Genomic DNA, 16,802 nt, shown 5'->3' on the forward strand with positions numbered 1-16,802 from the left:
AAGGTTTCTTTCTTCTGCTCGCTTTTTGATAAATCATTTATATATTTGTAACACACTTCAATTACAAATACAGACACCATGCCCAGAAAAAAGCGCAGAAGCCTCAAAGACAAATTAGCCACCCAAAAGCAAAAAGCTTTCATCGGACGAGAAGAGCAGTTGGCAATTTTTCGGGTCAACTTCAGTGGAAATGCCTCCGATGATGCACTCTATAATATCTTCAACATCTACGGGCAAGGGGGAGTAGGCAAATCTGCCCTTTCTCGCCAATACGAACGTGTGGCAAAAGAAAACAACGCATTGGTCGCCTTCTTTGACTTGGAAAGCGACATCAAAGACATTCCTGCACTAATGGCAGAAATCGTGCGCCAACTGCAAACACAAAATGTCAAATTCTCAGCTTTTGACAAAAAATACAAAAGCTACCGACAAGAAAAAGAACAGCTCGAAAGAGACCCCGAAGCTCCAAAGGGAATAGAAGGAACTATTGGGAGAACCCTGACTAAAGTCGGGATGGAAGAACTCAAAAAACTGCCAGGGGGACATTTGGTAGAAATGCTGCCAACCGATGCCATTGCAGAACATGTGGGAGACGTGATAAGTTTTATCCGCAAGAAAATCACCAACAAAGACGAGTTGGAATTGCTTTTAGAACCTGTCAAAGTACTTACTCCCCTCTTCATTGAAGAAGTAAGTGAATGTGCAGAAGACAAGGATATTTGCTTGATTTTTGATACCTATGAAGTTGCCTTTCCAAAATTGGACGATTGGTTGCGTCATATTTTTAATTCCCAATATGGAGAATTCCCCGAAAATGTGCTGATGGTCATCAGTGGGCGTGACGAACTTTCGGAGAAATGGAGCGATTTCAAATCCATCCTTCACAAAATACCACTCGAACGCTTTACTGAAGTAGAAGCTATTGCGTTCCTAAAAAACCAAAATATCACAAACGAATCTGTCATTCAAACGATTGTTGAAATATCTGACAGATTGCCCATGTTGATGGTGCTGCTTGCGGACAAAGCCCCCGAAACGCCCGATCAAGTCGCCCATGCCTCAGAAAGTGCCGTAGAGCGATTCCTAAAGTGGATTCCCAATACTCAAGAACGAGAAATCATTTTGGCGACTGCCCTTCCTCGTGCCATCAATCAAGACATCGTTGAAGAATTAATGGGTGTATTGGAAATGGACAAAAAACAATGCCACCACTACTACCAACTCCTCAACAGTCAGCCCTTTGTCCAACAGCGAGGTGACATCAAAACCTACCACCCTGTGGTCAAAGACCAAATGCTTCGCTACCAATACCAACGCTCTCCACGTACTTGGTCGAAACAGCATTACGCTTTGGCTACCTATTTTGAAAATAGGGCTGCCAATCTCGGTTTGAATACCTTCCAAAGTCAATACACCAACGATACATGGCTTCAATTCACCATTGAAGCAAGTTACCACCGTTTATGTGCAAACTTTGAAAAAGAACTGCCCAATGTCGTAGAAAAAATGGCGATTCATTGGAAGAATATTATAAAGGAATATGATATGCTTCTTTGGACAGATACAATTGCCAAAACGGGAGAATTGGTTAATGAAGAAAAATGGAGTAGGTTTATTCAAAAGGGAATTGCAGCTTCTATTGCTGATGAAAAAGAAGTCGCTTTCATTTTTTTTGAAACAATCAATCGACAAAAATGGATAAAAGAACCTGTAGCTGCAAGTTTCTTCTACTTTCAAGAAGCGTGTTATACTTATGACATAAAAAAATCCATAGAACTTTATAAAAAAGCCATAGAACTGAACCCACAAGATGCTAACTTTTACTTATTTCTTGGTTTTGCTTATATTGAACAGGAGGAACTCAACAAGGCTATAAAATATATCAAAATCTATCAAAAATCCATAGAACTCAATTCTAATTCCCACCTATTTGCTTATTTAGCTCTTATTCTTGCTTACTCCGCACAATCCGAGCTTAAAAAAGCCATGAAACTTCTTAGGAAAGCCATAGAACTACTCAATCCACAAGATGCCAATACTTACAATAAATTTGGATACATATATAAGGAATTGGGAGATTTGAGTAGTGCTATCGAGTATTTTAAAAAAGCCATCGAAATCGACCCCAAAGATGCCACTTCTTACAATGGTTTGGGAAGTGCTTATAAAGAGCAAGGGGAATTGACAAAAGCAATAGTACAATTTGAAAAAACTATCGAACTCAATCCACAAAATCTCGCCGCCTATAATAATTTGGGAAGTGCTTATTCTGACCAAGGGGAATTGGAAAAAGCGATTGCTCACTATTTGAAAGCCATCGAACTCAATCCCCAATATGCCGACGCCTACCATAGCATAGGCTGGATTCAATTAGAAAAGTATTTCAACTTAGAAAAAGCTTTGTCTTACTTTTTAAAGGCTTGGGAAGTTTCTAATCAAAATATGAGCCACGCCGCTATGAATATAGGGCATGTTTATTTGTTGAAAGAAGAAATAAAAATTGCCATAGATTGGTATCGGAAAAGTATTCCATTATGGAAGGATGTAGATATATTTTTCAAGGGAATGGAAGGGGATTATGTGGATTTGAAGATGGAGGAACGAGGGGTTGAAAAAGGAATTTATGAAGAAATTTTGAGGCAACTTCGGGAGGGAGTATAAACAGGCTCATTATCAGAGGGCTTCGAAACCCTTCGATAATGAGCCACTCAAATGTCGCCCTGTTTTTCAAACGATGGCGAATTTTCGTTTAGCCTTTATACAAATCAGGTTTATCTTTCATCATGCCAAAACCATATAGATACCTCATGCTTGTTGAGTAATTGTAAGAACTCTTTGAAGTCGGGGTGCAGTCTCATAGTTATAATTGTAAAATTGTTCACGCAAAGATTCCAAAGCAGATAAGCGATAAATCCAAGATTGATTCATCCAAAACGCTCTATCATTGGGTTCTTCACCCATTTTTGTGATGTTTATTACTTTTTTATTTACTTTAAATTCCATTGGTGAAATTTTTAATTTTTATACTCTTCAATAACTTTCTCTACGAATTCTTTCTCCACACCTAACAGCAAAGCAATGTTAATAACCTCCCATTTGTGTTCATAAAAGAGCTTCAAAACCATTTGACGGTTTTGTTTTTCAAGTAATTCTTTGGCTTTTCTCTCTTCTCTCTGTTCAATAGTTTCTCCATAATAAGCCAAATTCATTCCATCTATAATCTGTTTATCGTATTCGGTCATTGTCATCTTGTCTTTCTTTTGAAAAGGTTTGTAAAAAATCTCTTGAAATTTGGATTCTCGCTTGCAGTCCAATACCATCAAATTCATCACAAATTGTACCAATGGAACAATCACATATTCAGGAAAGTTTCTTTCTTCTGCTCGCTTTTTGATGAATTTGATGAGAGCGACCTTCAATTTCAGCCTATTATCCAAATTTTCCTTCGTGTTCAAAATATGCAAGGCTGCCAATACTGCAATTGCAAAGGGGTTTTTAGAAGCAAGTAAGGATTTTTCGTCTTGCTTTTTGACAATGTAGGTATTGTACTTGTAGGTCACTTCCGTTCCAAAATATTCGTTGGAAAACCGATTGTAGTTTTTGGGAACGCTTTCACCAATAAATATGGCAATAGCTGTTATCTTCTTGATTTTGAACTTATCGTAAATTCGATAGTAGTAGGTAAACATCCTTTCTGCGAAGTCTGTCTCGTGTTTGTCTTGTACTTCAATGTGAATCAAAAACCACTGATTCGTACCATCTTTCAAATACACCTTCACAAAAGCATCATTGATTTTCTTACCTTTCTTTTTGGGAACAGCTATAATTTGGTGGAGTTCTTGCTGCAAAAATTCAGGCTTCTGCTCAAAATCTACCAATGGATATAAGTCGGGCATGAAGAATCCCACAAAATACTCAAAAAGCTGTTCAATGATTTCTTTCCAACGGGTATCGTGGTCTATGTGTTTGTCGATGTTTTTGGGCATATTAAAACAATCTCAATAGATTTTATTTAAACATGATGAAAAAAATATTAATTTAGCGAAAATTTCCTATAATCAAAGTTAATTCATTTCATGCTTACAATAGAAGAATTTACTCATATTTTACTTAAAGATATTAATTCCAACTTGAAAGAAAACTTTGGCTATACAGTAGAGAAGTCGATATATTTAGTAGCCAAAAAATTCAAATATACTATACCTGATAACACAACGAAAAGGGGTTTTAGAATAATTAATGGTAAAAGGAATGTTTGTAAAAAAATAGCCTCAATTGCAGAAGAATATTTACATCAATGTGGTTTTCTTTTGAAAGATTACAAGAACAATTGGGCAATCACTCCTACGGGGTTATCTTTTTTGAAAAAAAGACTTGGTGTATCCTCTTTAGTTAAGCGGTTTCACCAATCAAAAAACTGGAGTAAGTTGCATGAGAATAAATATGATGCGCTTCAAATGGTATTAGAAAATATAAGTATTGATGTATTTGTAAACGATTTAGATAAATACATTGATACTGATGTAAATGACATTTTAATGAAAAAGATATGTTCGTTTAATGAGAGAGAGTTAGAATATGTAATCGCTAAAATTATTTCCGATATTACAGGTGGAGAAGCTCAAATAACAAGATATTCCAAAGATGGAGGAATTGACGGAGTTATTAAGATTAATAATGGTTTTTTTGGTTACATAATACTCATTCAAGTTAAACATTATAGCAACAAAAGCATTCCTTTAAAGGATGTTCGTTCATTTGCAGGGGCAGTTTCCGATAATAAAGAATATCCCAATGCAAGAGGAATATTTTTTACAACATCAAGATTTACAAAAGACGCATTGAGTTATACTAAAAGTCACAGTACTCCAATTGTCTTGACTAATTTAGAACAATTTGTAAATACTATGATAGATAATGAAGTAGGCATATTTAATACTGCCTTAGGTTTTAGAATAGATAGTCACTATTTCTCTGAAATTAGAAAAGACCTAAGGAGATTAAAGAGGGAAAAGTAACTAAACCTCCACCAATCCCCCACTCCAAGCTTCTTACAAAGCCTCCACAGGCAAATTCACCACTCGTTCCCTTCAAAATCATTCGTTTGATTCAATTAATAGATAGCAAAAAACTTGGCGACATCCGAAGGATTCGCAAACGTTTGAAGCGACACTACACCTCCACCAATCCCCCACTCCAAGCCTCCTGCAAATCCTCCACAGGTAAATCCACCACCTTTTCTCCCTCAAAATCAAACACTACCTGCTTATCCGCTTTCACCTCTCCCAAGAAAGTCGCATCACTACCCAAAATCCCTTCAAAATCAGCCCGATGTTCAGGCGCAACCGACACCACAAAACGAGAATGAGACTCCGAAAACAAAATGGCATTCAAGTCCAAATCATTGTCTTTCAAAGCATCTAAATCTAAATCAACTCCCAAATCACCGCCAAAAGCAGATTCCACCACAGCCACCGCCAAACCACCGTCCGACAAATCATGGCTACTCGCAATCAAGCCTTTGCTGTTCGCTTCCATCACCTTCATATACAAAAGCTTGGCATCCTCTTTTCGGACTTTTGGCACGTTTGCGCCCAATTCTTCAAACAAATTGTAGAACTCCGAAGCCCCCAATTCATTGTAGGTTTTGCCGAGTTGATAGACCAAATCACCCGCTTTTTTGAAGTCAGAAGTCACCATTTTGCGGATGTCGTTCACCTTTGCAGACATGGAGTACAAGATGGTTGGAGGAATCGAAATTTTCACGCCATCGCCTTTGTAGTCGTTTTTCATGCTATCCTTGCCCGAAGTCAGAGGAATATCGAAGTAAGTCGCCATGTCGTAGAGTGCCTCACACATTTGCACCAATTTGGCGAGTTTTTCCTTGCCATCGGGGTTCGTTTCGGGGTGATAGACCGAATCAGGTACACAGAAATTATCGTTGATGGACCAAAAAACGCCATCGTTTTCGCCCATATTTGGCAGTTGTCCCCCCACCGAAATGATTTGTCGCACCGCCTCGTCAAAAGCACCTGCCGACATTTCGTAGGCATCAATGTCGCCATACCTCGGCAAAATCCCATTGGAAACTGCCACCCCTTCAAAAGTCTCAAAACCAATTCGCATCACCGCCGCATCTTGCGGAGCTTTCCCCTTTCGTCCCATCAAAGGTTTGATAATTGTTTTGCCTTTTACTTCGTGGTCGTATTGGCGAATCACATTTTCACGGGAGCAAATATTGAGGCTGCCCATCAAAGCCAACAAAACATCGTTGTAGAGAGGCATTGAAGGACTCGAAACCATCATGTTCATCGCAATGGAAGGCTCGTACAAATCGGGCTTTTTCCATTCTGCCTCCAAATGTTTGATAGGCACACCATCATGCAAAAATTCCATGTTGAGGTAAGCTACTTTTTCCCCATTGTAGCGCACTTCGAGGTAGCCATCTTTGGTAAAATAGCCAATGTCGGTCATTTCGACTTCCATTTCCTGCGCCATCTGGTGTATCGCTTCTAAATCTTTTGGCTCAACCACCAAACTCATACGCTCCTGAGATTCAGACACAAAAATCTCCCAGGGCTTCAATCCAGAATACTTTAAAGGAACTTTGTCCAAGTCGACAACTGCGCCTCCACAAAGGTCTGCCATTTCACCAATTGAAGAAGACAAACCACCTGCGCCATTGTCGGTTGAGCATTTCACCAAACCCGCACGACAGGCTCTTTCCAAAAAGTCGGAAGCCAGTTTTTGGGTAATCGGACTGCCAATTTGCACGGCAGACATGGGCGAATGTTCGTCAATCTCTACGGAAGAAAAAGTCGCTCCATGAATCCCATCTTTGCCGACTCGACCTCCAATCACCAAAATTCTATCTCCTTTGTCAATCGGTTTTTCCCAACTGTTTTTGCCCTTGTATTGAGGTGGCATCAATGCGCCTGTACCGCAATAAACCAAAGGTTTGCCTCTATAACGGTCGTCAAAAACAATCGAACCATTCACCGTAGGAACGCCCGATTTGTTGCCGCCATCTTCAATTCCATTTCGCACGCCTGCAAAAATGCGCTTGGGATGCAATTGTCCAGTCAATAATTTGCCGTCAAAATTGGGCGAACCGAAGCAGAGAACATTCGTATTAAACAACAATTTTGCGCCGCCAACACCTGTACCCAAAGGGTCTCGGTTGTTGCCCAAAATTCCTGTAATCGCTCCACCGTAAGGGTCGAGTGCAGAAGGGGAATTGTGGGTTTCGACTTTGAAGACAAAGTGGGTGTTTTCATTCACCTTCACGACTCCTGCATTGTCCGTAAAAACTTTGACCAACCAATCGTTCTTTTTTGCCGCCAAACTTTCGGCTACCTTGTCGGTCGCACCTTTGATGAAGGTTTTGAAGAGGGATTTGATGGTTTTGGTTTCGCCTGTTTCGTGGTTGGTATATTCGATTATGGCGTTGAATTCCTTGTGTTTGCAGTGTTCGCTCCAAGTCTGCGCCAATACCTCCAACTCACAATCGGTTGGCTTCAATGGCAAGCCCTTTTCTTTGCGAATTGCTTGTGTTTCAGGTGCATTGTAGTGGTCTTGAATGGCTTTCATTTCCTCCAAATTCAAAGCCAAAACCATGCGCTTCGACAAGTCTATCAAATCTTCATCCGACAAATCCAAGTCAATGGTATTCGTGGTTGAATCGACTGCAATCTGTACTTTGGGAACGTACAAATCTTTGGGCTGTGGGAAATTTTTCCCCGCTGCAAGGCTGCCGTATTGGAAATGATTGATTAGTTTATTGCCCAACAAATCGGCTGCAATGGTTTGCAGTTCTTCGATAGAAAGGGCTTTTTCGATGTAGTAAATGTCTTGACTGTAAATGTGTTGGGTATTCACATCCAAATCTAAATTGCGGAAGTCGACCAATGCTTTCTGAGCAGAAGTGCCTTCATCATCGGTGACACCTGGCAGTTTGGCGACTGCAATAAAAGACTGAAAACCATCTCCTTTCCACAATTCTTGGATGTAGGTTTCATTCATGATTTCATCCGTCAAGCACTTTCCTGCAAAATCTTGCAGTGCCTCTGGGTCCATTGGGTAATCGACTGCAAAAACTTTGCTGCTCTTGACCGTGCCTGTGTTGATACCCAAAAAGTCTTCGGAATTTTTTTGGACGTGTTCGCCTTTGGTGTCTCGAATGTGGGATTGAAGGGTAAGCTGTATAAATTGATAGCTCATAAGCGGTAAATCAATGTTTTGGTTTTGAAGCCGCAAAGATAGGAGTTTGTTTTTGGAATTGAAGCTGCAAAGGTTAAGTGTTTGGTTTTGAAGGAAAATTTTAAATACGGATTGTGTATTTTATTTTGTGTTATGGATTAATTGAAGTATTTTTGAAGTTTGTGGGGATTCTTTAAATTTTATACTTATGAAACGACTTTTGCTTTTTGTAACTTTTTTGTTGGCTTTGGTTTCTTGTAAAAAGGAGGAAAGTCCTCCAAGGGTTGTTTTTGAGTTAGGAAAATGTTTTAATGGAACTGTTCCTGGTAATTTTACAATGGAACATGATGATTCCAATTTTGATGACAGTCTATATTGTGGTAATATTTTCTCAAATACGCACTTTCCATTGTCAGATGAAGCTTGTGAATGGCTTTCTAACTATTGCTGCGAAGATAATAAGGAGTTTTCATACATAAATGAACTGGGTGAAAAAGCATCTCTTTTTGTAGATGAGAGAAAACCAGTATTGATGAGAGTTCCAACTGATACTTCGTTTGAAAATCAACCAGATAAAAAGATGACTTACTATCATTACTTTGAAATGGCTGATGTATGGTTACAGTCCTCTTTGTCAGACAAAATTCTTTCGTTAGAGATTTGGCCCGATTATGAAGATATTTTGTCTGAAAATCCAAAATTAGGGGCACATATGCGGGTTAATCAAATTTCCTCCAGTGCTTTTACTATTGACACAATTCAAAATAATGGTGGTGGTAGAAGAGGCGGTAATCTTGGAGGAGGAGAATTCATCCAACTTATTATACCCATAGACCAATCAAATATTAGCAGACCTTTCCTCTACGAGTACCAATACCTCCCCGAAATCGAAATCCTCGGAAAAACTTTTTTTGAAGTCTATACACACGAAGAAGATTTGAAGGGCTTTTACACCAAAATTTACTACAACAAGGAGTATGGAATTGTCAGTTTTGTGGATGAAACGGGTGTTCAGTGGAGGGTTGATATGTGATTTTTAAACTTGTAATCATACACTTATGAAATATTTATTACTTTTTGCAGTTTTTTTGTTGGTTTTGGTTTCTTGTAAAAAGGAAGAGAATGCTCCAATTCGCAATCACGAGTTTGGGAACTGTTTGAAGGATGAAGAACCACTTTATTTTGAAGAATGTATTCTACCTGAATCAGACTCTATTGAATATTGTGAAATAATTTATCCAAATGCTATTTTACCATTGAGTAATGTTGCGAGCGATTTGCTTCCCTATTATTGTTGTGAGATTGGAGACAAAATTCCATTCATAAATCAAATGAATGAATCTGTGGATTTTTCAATTTCAGCAAAATTGCGTAGACCATTATCAGTAAATCAGTTAGAAGACTGTGAATTAGACCCTACTCTTAAAAAAATCAATTGTGTTAATTATGAATCGGTGTGGTTTCAAATTGATTCAGATTTGACCGATAGTGGAATTGTGTTGTACTTACTACCAACTTATGTAAACGAGTTTCTAAAGTTTCAAGAATTAGGAGAACATTTGATAATATTTAACCGCTTTGTAAGAGGAATTCAAAGAGACCTTTTCATTATTCCAGCAGATTTGAACAATTTAAACAGTTCTCTATCTTATAACTTTCAATACCTCCCCGAAATCGAAATCCTCGGAAAAACCTATTTTGAAGTCTATACACACGAAGAAGATTTGAAGGGTTTTTACACCAAGATTTACTACAACAAGGAGTTTGGAATTGTCAGTTTTGTGGATGAAACGGGCGTTCAGTGGAGGCTGGACATGTGATTTTCAAATTCGTAATCATGCACTTATGAAATATCTATTACTTTTTGTGGCTTTCTTGTTGGTTTTTATTTCTTGTAAAAAGGAGGGAAATTCTCCAATTCGGAATCATGAGTTTGGGAATTGTTTGAAGGATGAAGAACCTATTGATTTTACTTTGACCAGTTGCAATTTAAGAGAATTAGATACTCTCCAATATTGTGAACTAATTACTTCTACTTCTTATTTCCCATTGAGTGAAGAAGCAGGGGATTTACTTCCTTATTATTGTTGTGAACAAGGAGATACAATTCTCTTTGTAAATGCACAAGGAGAAACGACCAATCTTTCTATTTTTCATAAAGGTCGTGGTAAGTTATTTGTACAGCCAACAACAAAGTGTGAACAGGATTCCAGCAAAATGAAATTGCGTTGTGTTAATTTTGAAACTGATAGGTATTTCTATAACAACTCTCTTATCGGAACAGAGACTTTCTGTAAGTATTTGGCCTAATTTTTCAAATGTAAGCGATTCTCTGACTCCTTCAATTCCATGGAATCTGAATTTTTCAAGTTTAGGAGAAATACTGAGAATTACTAACGTTATAGATAAACCAATTCAGCCTAATAGTTCATTTTCTTTGCCCTTCGGTACGATAAATACTCAGTCTTTCCCTTACGATTTCCAATACCTCCCCGAAATCGAAATCCTCGGAAAAACTTTTTTTGAAGTCTATACGCATGAAGAAGATTTGAAGGGATTCTATACCAAAATTTACTACAACAAAGAATTTGGAATTGTCAGTTTTGTGGATGAAACGGGAATGCAATGGAGGGTCGATTGGGAATAAATGAAAGTCTGCAATGCAACTTTCCCTTTGCAGTTTTTGTTAAAATCCCAATTGAAGCATTTAAAAAACAATAGTATGGATACTTTAATCATCAGTGTTTCCAAACAAGGAAAAGGAGTGAATTTCGCATTAGATTATCTTTCAAAAGAGAAGTTGCTACAACACTTTCCAGAGGCAACATTTTTAAGTACTACGCTACAAGTACCTTTTGGAGAAGAAATAAAGGATAGTTTGGAGCCTTACAAAGAAATGGTAGTTCAACATATAGTTCCTCTCTTAACGGGCTTATCCTATGAAAAACTCAAACAGATTCACACTTTGCTGTTCATTCAACCTTCAACAGAAAAAGTGTATTTAAAAGCAATACAACAACCACAAAATGAATTCGAACAAGTTTAATTTATATTTGGGTCAAGCAGGACAATTGTTTGCCATGTCCGAATTTTTGGCAAGAGGATGGAATGTGGCAGTGCCAGAAGTTGATGTTGGAGATGATATGTTTGTAGTTAGAGACAAAGATGGAATTTTTCAAAGAGTACAAGTAAAAACTGGAACAGGAAAAATTAAAAGTAAAAGTTTCAGCACTCAATTCAGCCTTAACTTTTCTCAACTTGTCACTCCTATTTCGCCTGAACTATACTATTGTCCTTGCCCAATTATAACATGAAGGACATGTATAAACAAAAACTCGGTTTCACTACTATCATGCGTGAAACCGAGTTCTATATTTATTTGATTATAAAACGATTGTATTACGACGGCTTGTTCAATTTGACGCTCAACACTAAATTTCCTTTTACATATTTAGTGGCAACGCCTCCTCGTGTATTGGCATTTGGAGGAAGTCTGAAGGCATGGCTAAAAGAAGAAGTCCCTTTAGCACCTACTTTTGGTGAAATACTGACATTCAAGTAATATTTGTCAGTATTGATTCGAATATTCTTCTGAGCAATACCTTTCACTGCAATGTGTACTTCAAAAAAGTCATCGTTGGTACTAACGAAAACGTCTTCTACCGTATCCTGAGCAGGTATAAGCACTTCTGAGTCGGTAGTAGTATCAGTGCTGTCGTCATCCATGTAGTCGTATTCATCATCTTTGTATTTCTGACTTACATTGGTTGCGGGAGCATGAATATTGTATTGTTCCAACTCCTCTTGGTCGTAATAGTTTTCTTCGTTGAATTGCATAATGATAGTATTTGAGCTTAAAAAAATGAGCAATGTTTTTGAAAGTTGAATAATAGACACCGATTTTAAAATTGGTCACTATTTTTTCTAAAAAAAGTTGTTCATTTTTTTTTGGAGTTAAAAATTGTGACCAAAACACAATAAATAGTCTATAATAGTATTTTTAGCAAGAGGTAATTCTCTTAATTCATTAAACAAACTTATAATCCTAAGTAAAGATGGAAGTTAATAAAAAATTTGTCCGATACAGCGATGCCGACTTAGCGGAGTTCAAACAAATCATTGAAGCCAAAATTGAGAAGGCAAGGGAAGAATTGAAGTATGCCAAAGAGCAACTAATCGAATTGAACGAAGAAAATGATCCTTCTAAATTGGGTGATTTTGAAAGTGGTTCTACCCATAGTGAGCGAGAATACTTGAGCCAGATTATGGAAAGACAACAGAAATTTATTCAAAGTTTAGACCATGCACTGCTACGAATTGCCAACAAGACGTATGGAGTTTGTAAGGTAACAGGTGAACTGATTGACAAACGACGATTGAAGTTGGTGCCTCATACTACTTTGAGCATCAATGCTAAACAGTAACATGTTTCTATTGCGAAATTGTACGATGGGGTCATTTTTCCATCGTACAATTTCACATTTATCCTCTCATTATCTCCAAATCATCTTGGTTTTTTGCCAGTATCGTATAAGTCATTTTAAGCTGTTTCACCTCAGCAGCAACATTGGCATCAGGACGAATATTCAGCGTATTCAGAACATGAATCCAAGAAAGCAACTCTGCCGTTGCAGGTTTTTTCCGAAGTTTTTTGGCACGTAAGTCTTCAAAATGTTCAATTGCAGCATCCAACATTTCGTTTCTAAAAGTTTCATTCAATGCGACTCTGCTATTCACAATCTGCTTCAACAAAGCCGTATTGGGAAAAGGAATGTGGTAAAATATACAACGCCGAAGAAAAGCATCGGGTAGATTTTTTTCTGAATTGCTGGTAATCAATACAATCGGACGGTTCGCCTCTTTTGTCTGATATTCCTTACCTGTTTCCCTAATTCTAAATGCCATGTTTTCCAACTCATTCAATACATCGTTGGGAAAATCACGAGGAGCCTTGTCTATTTCATCTATCAACACTACAGAACGCATATCCGCAGAATTGATAATCGCCTGACCCAATGCGTTGAGTTCGATATAATCGTTGGTGTCCACATTGTTTTTTTCCTTCAATTGTGCATCGTGAAAATGCCGAAGAGAATCGTAGCGGTAAAAAAGATCCTTTGCCGTTGAAGTCGTTTTCGTATAAAACTTCAACAAAGGAACTCCCAATTGATAAGCAATACTGCTTGCCAATTGCGTTTTTCCCGTTCCTGGCTCACCCGTCAATAATAGCGGCTGCCCTAATGCCAATGCCACATTCACCGCATCTGTCAAAGGTTGAGAAGCAATGTATCCCTTTGGCGAGTCAATGCCCTTTATTTTCACATAAGGAGGCAATTGTAAGCTTCGCTCTGTTAAGGTTTGCCCATTGTTATTGTAAAGTTGAAAATTTGCCATTTTTAGACGCTGTGTTTGGGTGTTGAGGTATTTATATTTTGAAGCACTTTGGACTTTGGACGAAAGAAGTAAGAAGCAGGAAGTAAGATGTAAAGATTTGGTAATCAAAGATTTGCTTGCTTTTGTTGTTTAGTCGTAAATTATTCATTATCAATTGATTAATGTCTAACTTCTCGCATCTCTGCTCCCTCGTCCAAAGTCTAAAAGCACTATTGCCTTTTGGTAATAAAACACTATTTTTAAAAGCAGAATAACTGCTTGATTATAAGCTCTATTCGTAGCCAAATATCTTCATAAAAGGACTAAAATGGGTGACTGTGAAAATTACATCAACTCTTCATTTTACAACTTTTCCATCACACATTTTACTTTCACAGTCACACAATTTCACCAATTTAAGCTACTACTTCTTCCATTGCTTTGAAAATCAACTGGTCTCTTCCTGGGCCTGTCGAAAGTATGGCAACTGGAACTTGCAGTTGTTCTTCAATATAATCGATATATGTTTGCAGTTTAGCAGGCAATTGTTCAAACGTTTCCAAATCATCCAAACTTGACTGCCAACCTTCAAAAGCGTGATAGACAGGCTCTATTTTGTGTTTGGTAAGGTCAAAAGGCAGGTGATTTTGTAGTGTTCCATCCACCAAATATTGCTCACACACTTCAATGCTTTCAAACTCCGACAAAATATCTACTTTGGTCATCACCAATTTGGTTACACCATTGAGCATGATGGCATATCGAAGGGCTGGTAAATCAATCCATCCACAACGGCGAGGGCGACCTGTTGTAGCTCCAAATTCACCTCCAATGCGTCGAATCTCTTCTCCTACTTCATCTTCCAACTCCGAAGGAAATGGACCCGCTCCCACTCGTGTACAATAAGCTTTGGTAATTCCTATGACCTCTTTGATATGTTGTGGTGCTACTCCCAAGCCATTGCAGACACCTGCGGTAATGGTATTGGACGAGGTGACATAAGGATACGTTCCAAAATCTATGTCCAACATGCTACCTTGCGCACCTTCTGCCAATACTTCTTTTCCTTCCTTCAAAAATTGATTGACAAAATATTCTCCTTCAACGAGTTCAAAAGAACGCATCACCTCAATTCCCTCTCGCCACTCTTCTTCCATTTCCTTCAAATCGTAGTTGAAATCATATAATCTCGACAAAAGTTCTTCGTGTTTTGCCTTCAATTTTTGGTAGCGTTCTTCAAAATCGGGTAAGGTAATATCGCCTATTCGCAAACCATTTCGACCGATTTTGTCCATATAAGTCGGTGAAATTCCCCGCAAAGTAGAACCAATTTTTGCTTTTCCTTTGGCGGCTTCTGAAGCAGCATCGAGAATTTTGTGGGTAGGTATGGTGAGGTGCGCTTTTTTCGCTAAAACGAGTTTTTGGCGAATATCAGTGCCAAAAGCAGTAATCTGTTCGACCTCTTTTTTGAAGGCAACTGGGTCTATGACCATGCCATTTCCTATCAAATTAAGAGGGCGTTCGTGAAATACACCAGAAGGAATATTGTGTAAAACTATTTTCTTTCCATTTATATATAGCGTATGTCCTGCATTTGCACCTCCTTGAAATCGTGCAATCAAATCGTAATTGTTGGCAAGGTAATCTACTATCTTTCCCTTACCTTCATCTCCCCATTGGAGTCCTAACAATACATCTACTGACATAATTATTATAGTGTTTTTGGTAAATGGTGAAATTAGGGAAATTGTGGGGGATTTTAAAATGAAGGGAGGTTAATTTTGGGTTAATATTTTTCTCATTTCCTTCTATTTTTATAGAAAACAAATGAGCTTTTGGGGCAAAAAAAATGTGGTTATTGATTCACGAATAATTTTTTTCTGAATCAATAACCACATTTGGTCCAAGACACCATTTGTCTATTGCAATGAATCCAACTAAACCATCAAAGCAGCCAAACCTTCCTCTACGCTAGCAACTATCGTAAAAATAGAATTCAACTTTGTGATAATCAAGAGCTTGTTAAGATGTTCAGGAATACCTGCTAAGATAAGTTCTCCTCCCGAATTGCGAGCCTTTGTGAGCAAAGTAAGCAAGACAGAAAGACCAGTGCTGTTGATATGTTTAAGTTTGGTCACATCAACAACAAAAAGATTAATCCCTTCTTCAACATACACCTCTAATTCATTGATTAAATCAACCAATCGGTCTTTGCTGATTAAGTTTCCTTCAAAATAAATAATCAAAGCTTGTTCAACAACATTTATTTGGTATTTCATGATTTTACTCTTTAGTTCAGTTCAATAATCTTGTTATATCTGCTTGGCTTTCATCTTTGACTTCCATACTAATAAAATGTTTAGCAGTTGGAGCGTAATATAGACAATTATCTCAAAAATGGCTTATCAAACACACAAATATTGAATGTTTGCTGACGAATCGAAACAAATCGCCTTACATAGCTTCAATAATACCTAAAAAACTATCTGCTTCAAGTGCTGCCCCTCCAATCAATCCACCATCTACATTTGGCTTAGAAAACAAGGCTGCGGCATTACTCGGTTTGCAGCTGCCTCCATACAATATCGTCATGGCATCAGCTGTCTCTTGATTGTATTGTTTTGCTAGTAATTGACGGATAAAAGCGTGCATTTCTTCCGCTTGTTCAGGACTCGCCGTTACGCCCGTGCCAATAGCCCATACAGGTTCATAGGCAATTACCACATTTTGCAGTTGAGTGGGAGAAAGGTGAAAAAGTGCGGTAGAAATTTGCTCTTTGACCAAATCGAAGTAAGCCCCAGTTTCTCGAACAGCCAATTGTTCTCCACAACAATAAATTACCTTCAAATCGTATGCCAATGCTTTGTCCGTTTTTTCTTTGATCAATTCGTCTGTTTCTCCAAAATAACTTCTTCTTTCGGAATGACCCAATATAACATATTGAATATCTAAGGATTGCAGCATAAGTGCAGAAATTTCACCTGTATAAGCTCCTGCATCATTTTGGTGACAATTCTGAGCCCCCACTTGTAATTTTGAATTTTTCGTGCCATTTTGCACAACGCTCAAAAACAAGGAAGGTGGACAAACAATCACTTGTTTGTAGTCATTCAGTTCCACATTTTGTAAACCTTCTGCAATGGCTTGAGTCAATTCCACCGCTTCCTGAGCGGTTTTATTCATTTTCCAATTACCTGCTACTATTTTTGCTCTCATCTTTGTAAGTTATG

The 16,802-nt window shown here is 38.0% G+C and carries 17 protein-coding genes; 9 read left to right on the plus strand and 8 right to left on the minus strand.

From position 1 onward, the window contains the following. The first annotated feature begins 78 nt into the window (after window positions 1–78). Window positions 79–2,661 (plus strand): tetratricopeptide repeat protein, encoded by a 2,583-nt coding sequence (locus tag R3E32_28795; protein ID MEZ4888759.1) that lies wholly within the window; start codon window positions 79–81, stop codon window positions 2,659–2,661. 144 nt (window positions 2,662–2,805) lie between these two features. On the opposite strand, the gene R3E32_28800 is transcribed toward R3E32_28795, so the two are convergent. Continuing rightward, a complete protein-coding gene (locus R3E32_28800; GenBank protein MEZ4888760.1) occupies window positions 2,806–3,003 on the minus strand; it encodes a hypothetical protein in 198 nt (65 codons plus the stop codon). An 11-nt stretch (window positions 3,004–3,014) separates the two neighbouring features. Further along, a complete protein-coding gene (locus R3E32_28805) occupies window positions 3,015–3,986 on the minus strand; it encodes a hypothetical protein (protein MEZ4888761.1) in 972 nt (323 codons plus the stop codon). Window positions 3,987–4,076: 90 nt separating this feature from the next. Here R3E32_28805 and R3E32_28810 point away from each other — a divergent pair, with 90 nt between their 5' ends. Continuing rightward, complete coding sequence (locus R3E32_28810) at window positions 4,077–5,018, plus strand: restriction endonuclease (protein MEZ4888762.1); 942 nt, start codon at window positions 4,077–4,079, stop codon at window positions 5,016–5,018. Window positions 5,019–5,172: 154 nt separating this feature from the next. Here R3E32_28810 and R3E32_28815 read toward each other — a convergent pair whose 3' ends face one another. Then, a complete protein-coding gene (locus tag R3E32_28815; protein ID MEZ4888763.1) occupies window positions 5,173–8,256 on the minus strand; it encodes an AIR synthase-related protein in 3,084 nt (1,027 codons plus the stop codon). A 151-nt stretch (window positions 8,257–8,407) separates the two neighbouring features. Between R3E32_28815 and R3E32_28820 the strand changes: the two genes are divergently transcribed. The 6 genes from R3E32_28820 to R3E32_28845 all read left to right on the plus strand — a co-directional run bounded on the left by R3E32_28820 (window position 8,408) and on the right by R3E32_28845 (window position 11,513). Continuing rightward, on the plus strand, window positions 8,408–9,232 hold the full coding sequence (locus tag R3E32_28820; protein ID MEZ4888764.1) for a hypothetical protein: 825 nt from the start codon (window positions 8,408–8,410) through the stop codon (window positions 9,230–9,232). 25 nt (window positions 9,233–9,257) lie between these two features. After that, a complete protein-coding gene (locus R3E32_28825; GenBank protein MEZ4888765.1) occupies window positions 9,258–10,019 on the plus strand; it encodes a hypothetical protein in 762 nt (253 codons plus the stop codon). A 25-nt stretch (window positions 10,020–10,044) separates the two neighbouring features. Further along, window positions 10,045–10,509 carry a hypothetical protein gene (locus R3E32_28830; protein ID MEZ4888766.1) on the plus strand — a complete coding sequence of 155 codons (465 nt, stop codon included), beginning with the start codon at window positions 10,045–10,047 and terminating at the stop codon, window positions 10,507–10,509. Between the two features lie 127 nt (window positions 10,510–10,636). Beyond that, window positions 10,637–10,846, plus strand: coding sequence for a hypothetical protein (locus R3E32_28835; protein MEZ4888767.1), 210 nt, complete (start codon window positions 10,637–10,639; stop codon window positions 10,844–10,846). A gap of 75 nt (window positions 10,847–10,921) precedes the next feature. Beyond that, window positions 10,922–11,245 (plus strand): hypothetical protein, encoded by a 324-nt coding sequence (locus tag R3E32_28840; GenBank protein ID MEZ4888768.1) that lies wholly within the window; start codon window positions 10,922–10,924, stop codon window positions 11,243–11,245. Continuing rightward, window positions 11,226–11,513, plus strand: a complete 288-nt coding sequence (locus tag R3E32_28845) for a group I intron-associated PD-(D/E)XK endonuclease (GenBank protein MEZ4888769.1) — start codon at window positions 11,226–11,228, stop codon at window positions 11,511–11,513. The genes R3E32_28840 and R3E32_28845 overlap by 20 nt, the downstream gene beginning before the upstream one ends. Before the next feature lie 85 nt (window positions 11,514–11,598). On the opposite strand, the gene R3E32_28850 is transcribed toward R3E32_28845, so the two are convergent. Beyond that, window positions 11,599–12,036: an Hsp20/alpha crystallin family protein gene (locus tag R3E32_28850; GenBank protein ID MEZ4888770.1), complete on the minus strand. Its 438-nt coding sequence runs from the start codon at window positions 12,034–12,036 to the stop codon at window positions 11,599–11,601. A gap of 218 nt (window positions 12,037–12,254) precedes the next feature. Here R3E32_28850 and R3E32_28855 point away from each other — a divergent pair, with 218 nt between their 5' ends. Continuing rightward, window positions 12,255–12,623: a TraR/DksA family transcriptional regulator gene (locus R3E32_28855; protein MEZ4888771.1), complete on the plus strand. Its 369-nt coding sequence runs from the start codon at window positions 12,255–12,257 to the stop codon at window positions 12,621–12,623. A 58-nt stretch (window positions 12,624–12,681) separates the two neighbouring features. Here the strand turns inward: R3E32_28855 and R3E32_28860 are convergent, their stop codons facing one another. The 4 genes from R3E32_28860 to tpiA form a co-directional block, all read right to left on the minus strand. Then, a complete protein-coding gene (locus R3E32_28860; GenBank protein MEZ4888772.1) occupies window positions 12,682–13,593 on the minus strand; it encodes a MoxR family ATPase in 912 nt (303 codons plus the stop codon). A gap of 395 nt (window positions 13,594–13,988) precedes the next feature. Then, complete coding sequence (locus tag R3E32_28865; protein MEZ4888773.1) at window positions 13,989–15,278, minus strand: adenylosuccinate synthase; 1,290 nt, start codon at window positions 15,276–15,278, stop codon at window positions 13,989–13,991. Window positions 15,279–15,509: 231 nt separating this feature from the next. Continuing rightward, on the minus strand, window positions 15,510–15,851 hold the full coding sequence (locus R3E32_28870) for an STAS domain-containing protein (protein ID MEZ4888774.1): 342 nt from the start codon (window positions 15,849–15,851) through the stop codon (window positions 15,510–15,512). A gap of 175 nt (window positions 15,852–16,026) precedes the next feature. Next, the gene (tpiA, locus tag R3E32_28875) at window positions 16,027–16,788 is read right to left on the minus strand and encodes a triose-phosphate isomerase (GenBank protein ID MEZ4888775.1); all 762 of its coding nucleotides are present in this window, start codon (window positions 16,786–16,788) and stop codon (window positions 16,027–16,029) included. Window positions 16,789–16,802: the final 14 nt, after the last annotated feature.

The sequence above is a fragment of the Chitinophagales bacterium genome, assembly GCA_041392475.1.
Classification (GTDB): Bacteria; Bacteroidota; Bacteroidia; order Chitinophagales; family UBA2359; genus JAUHXA01.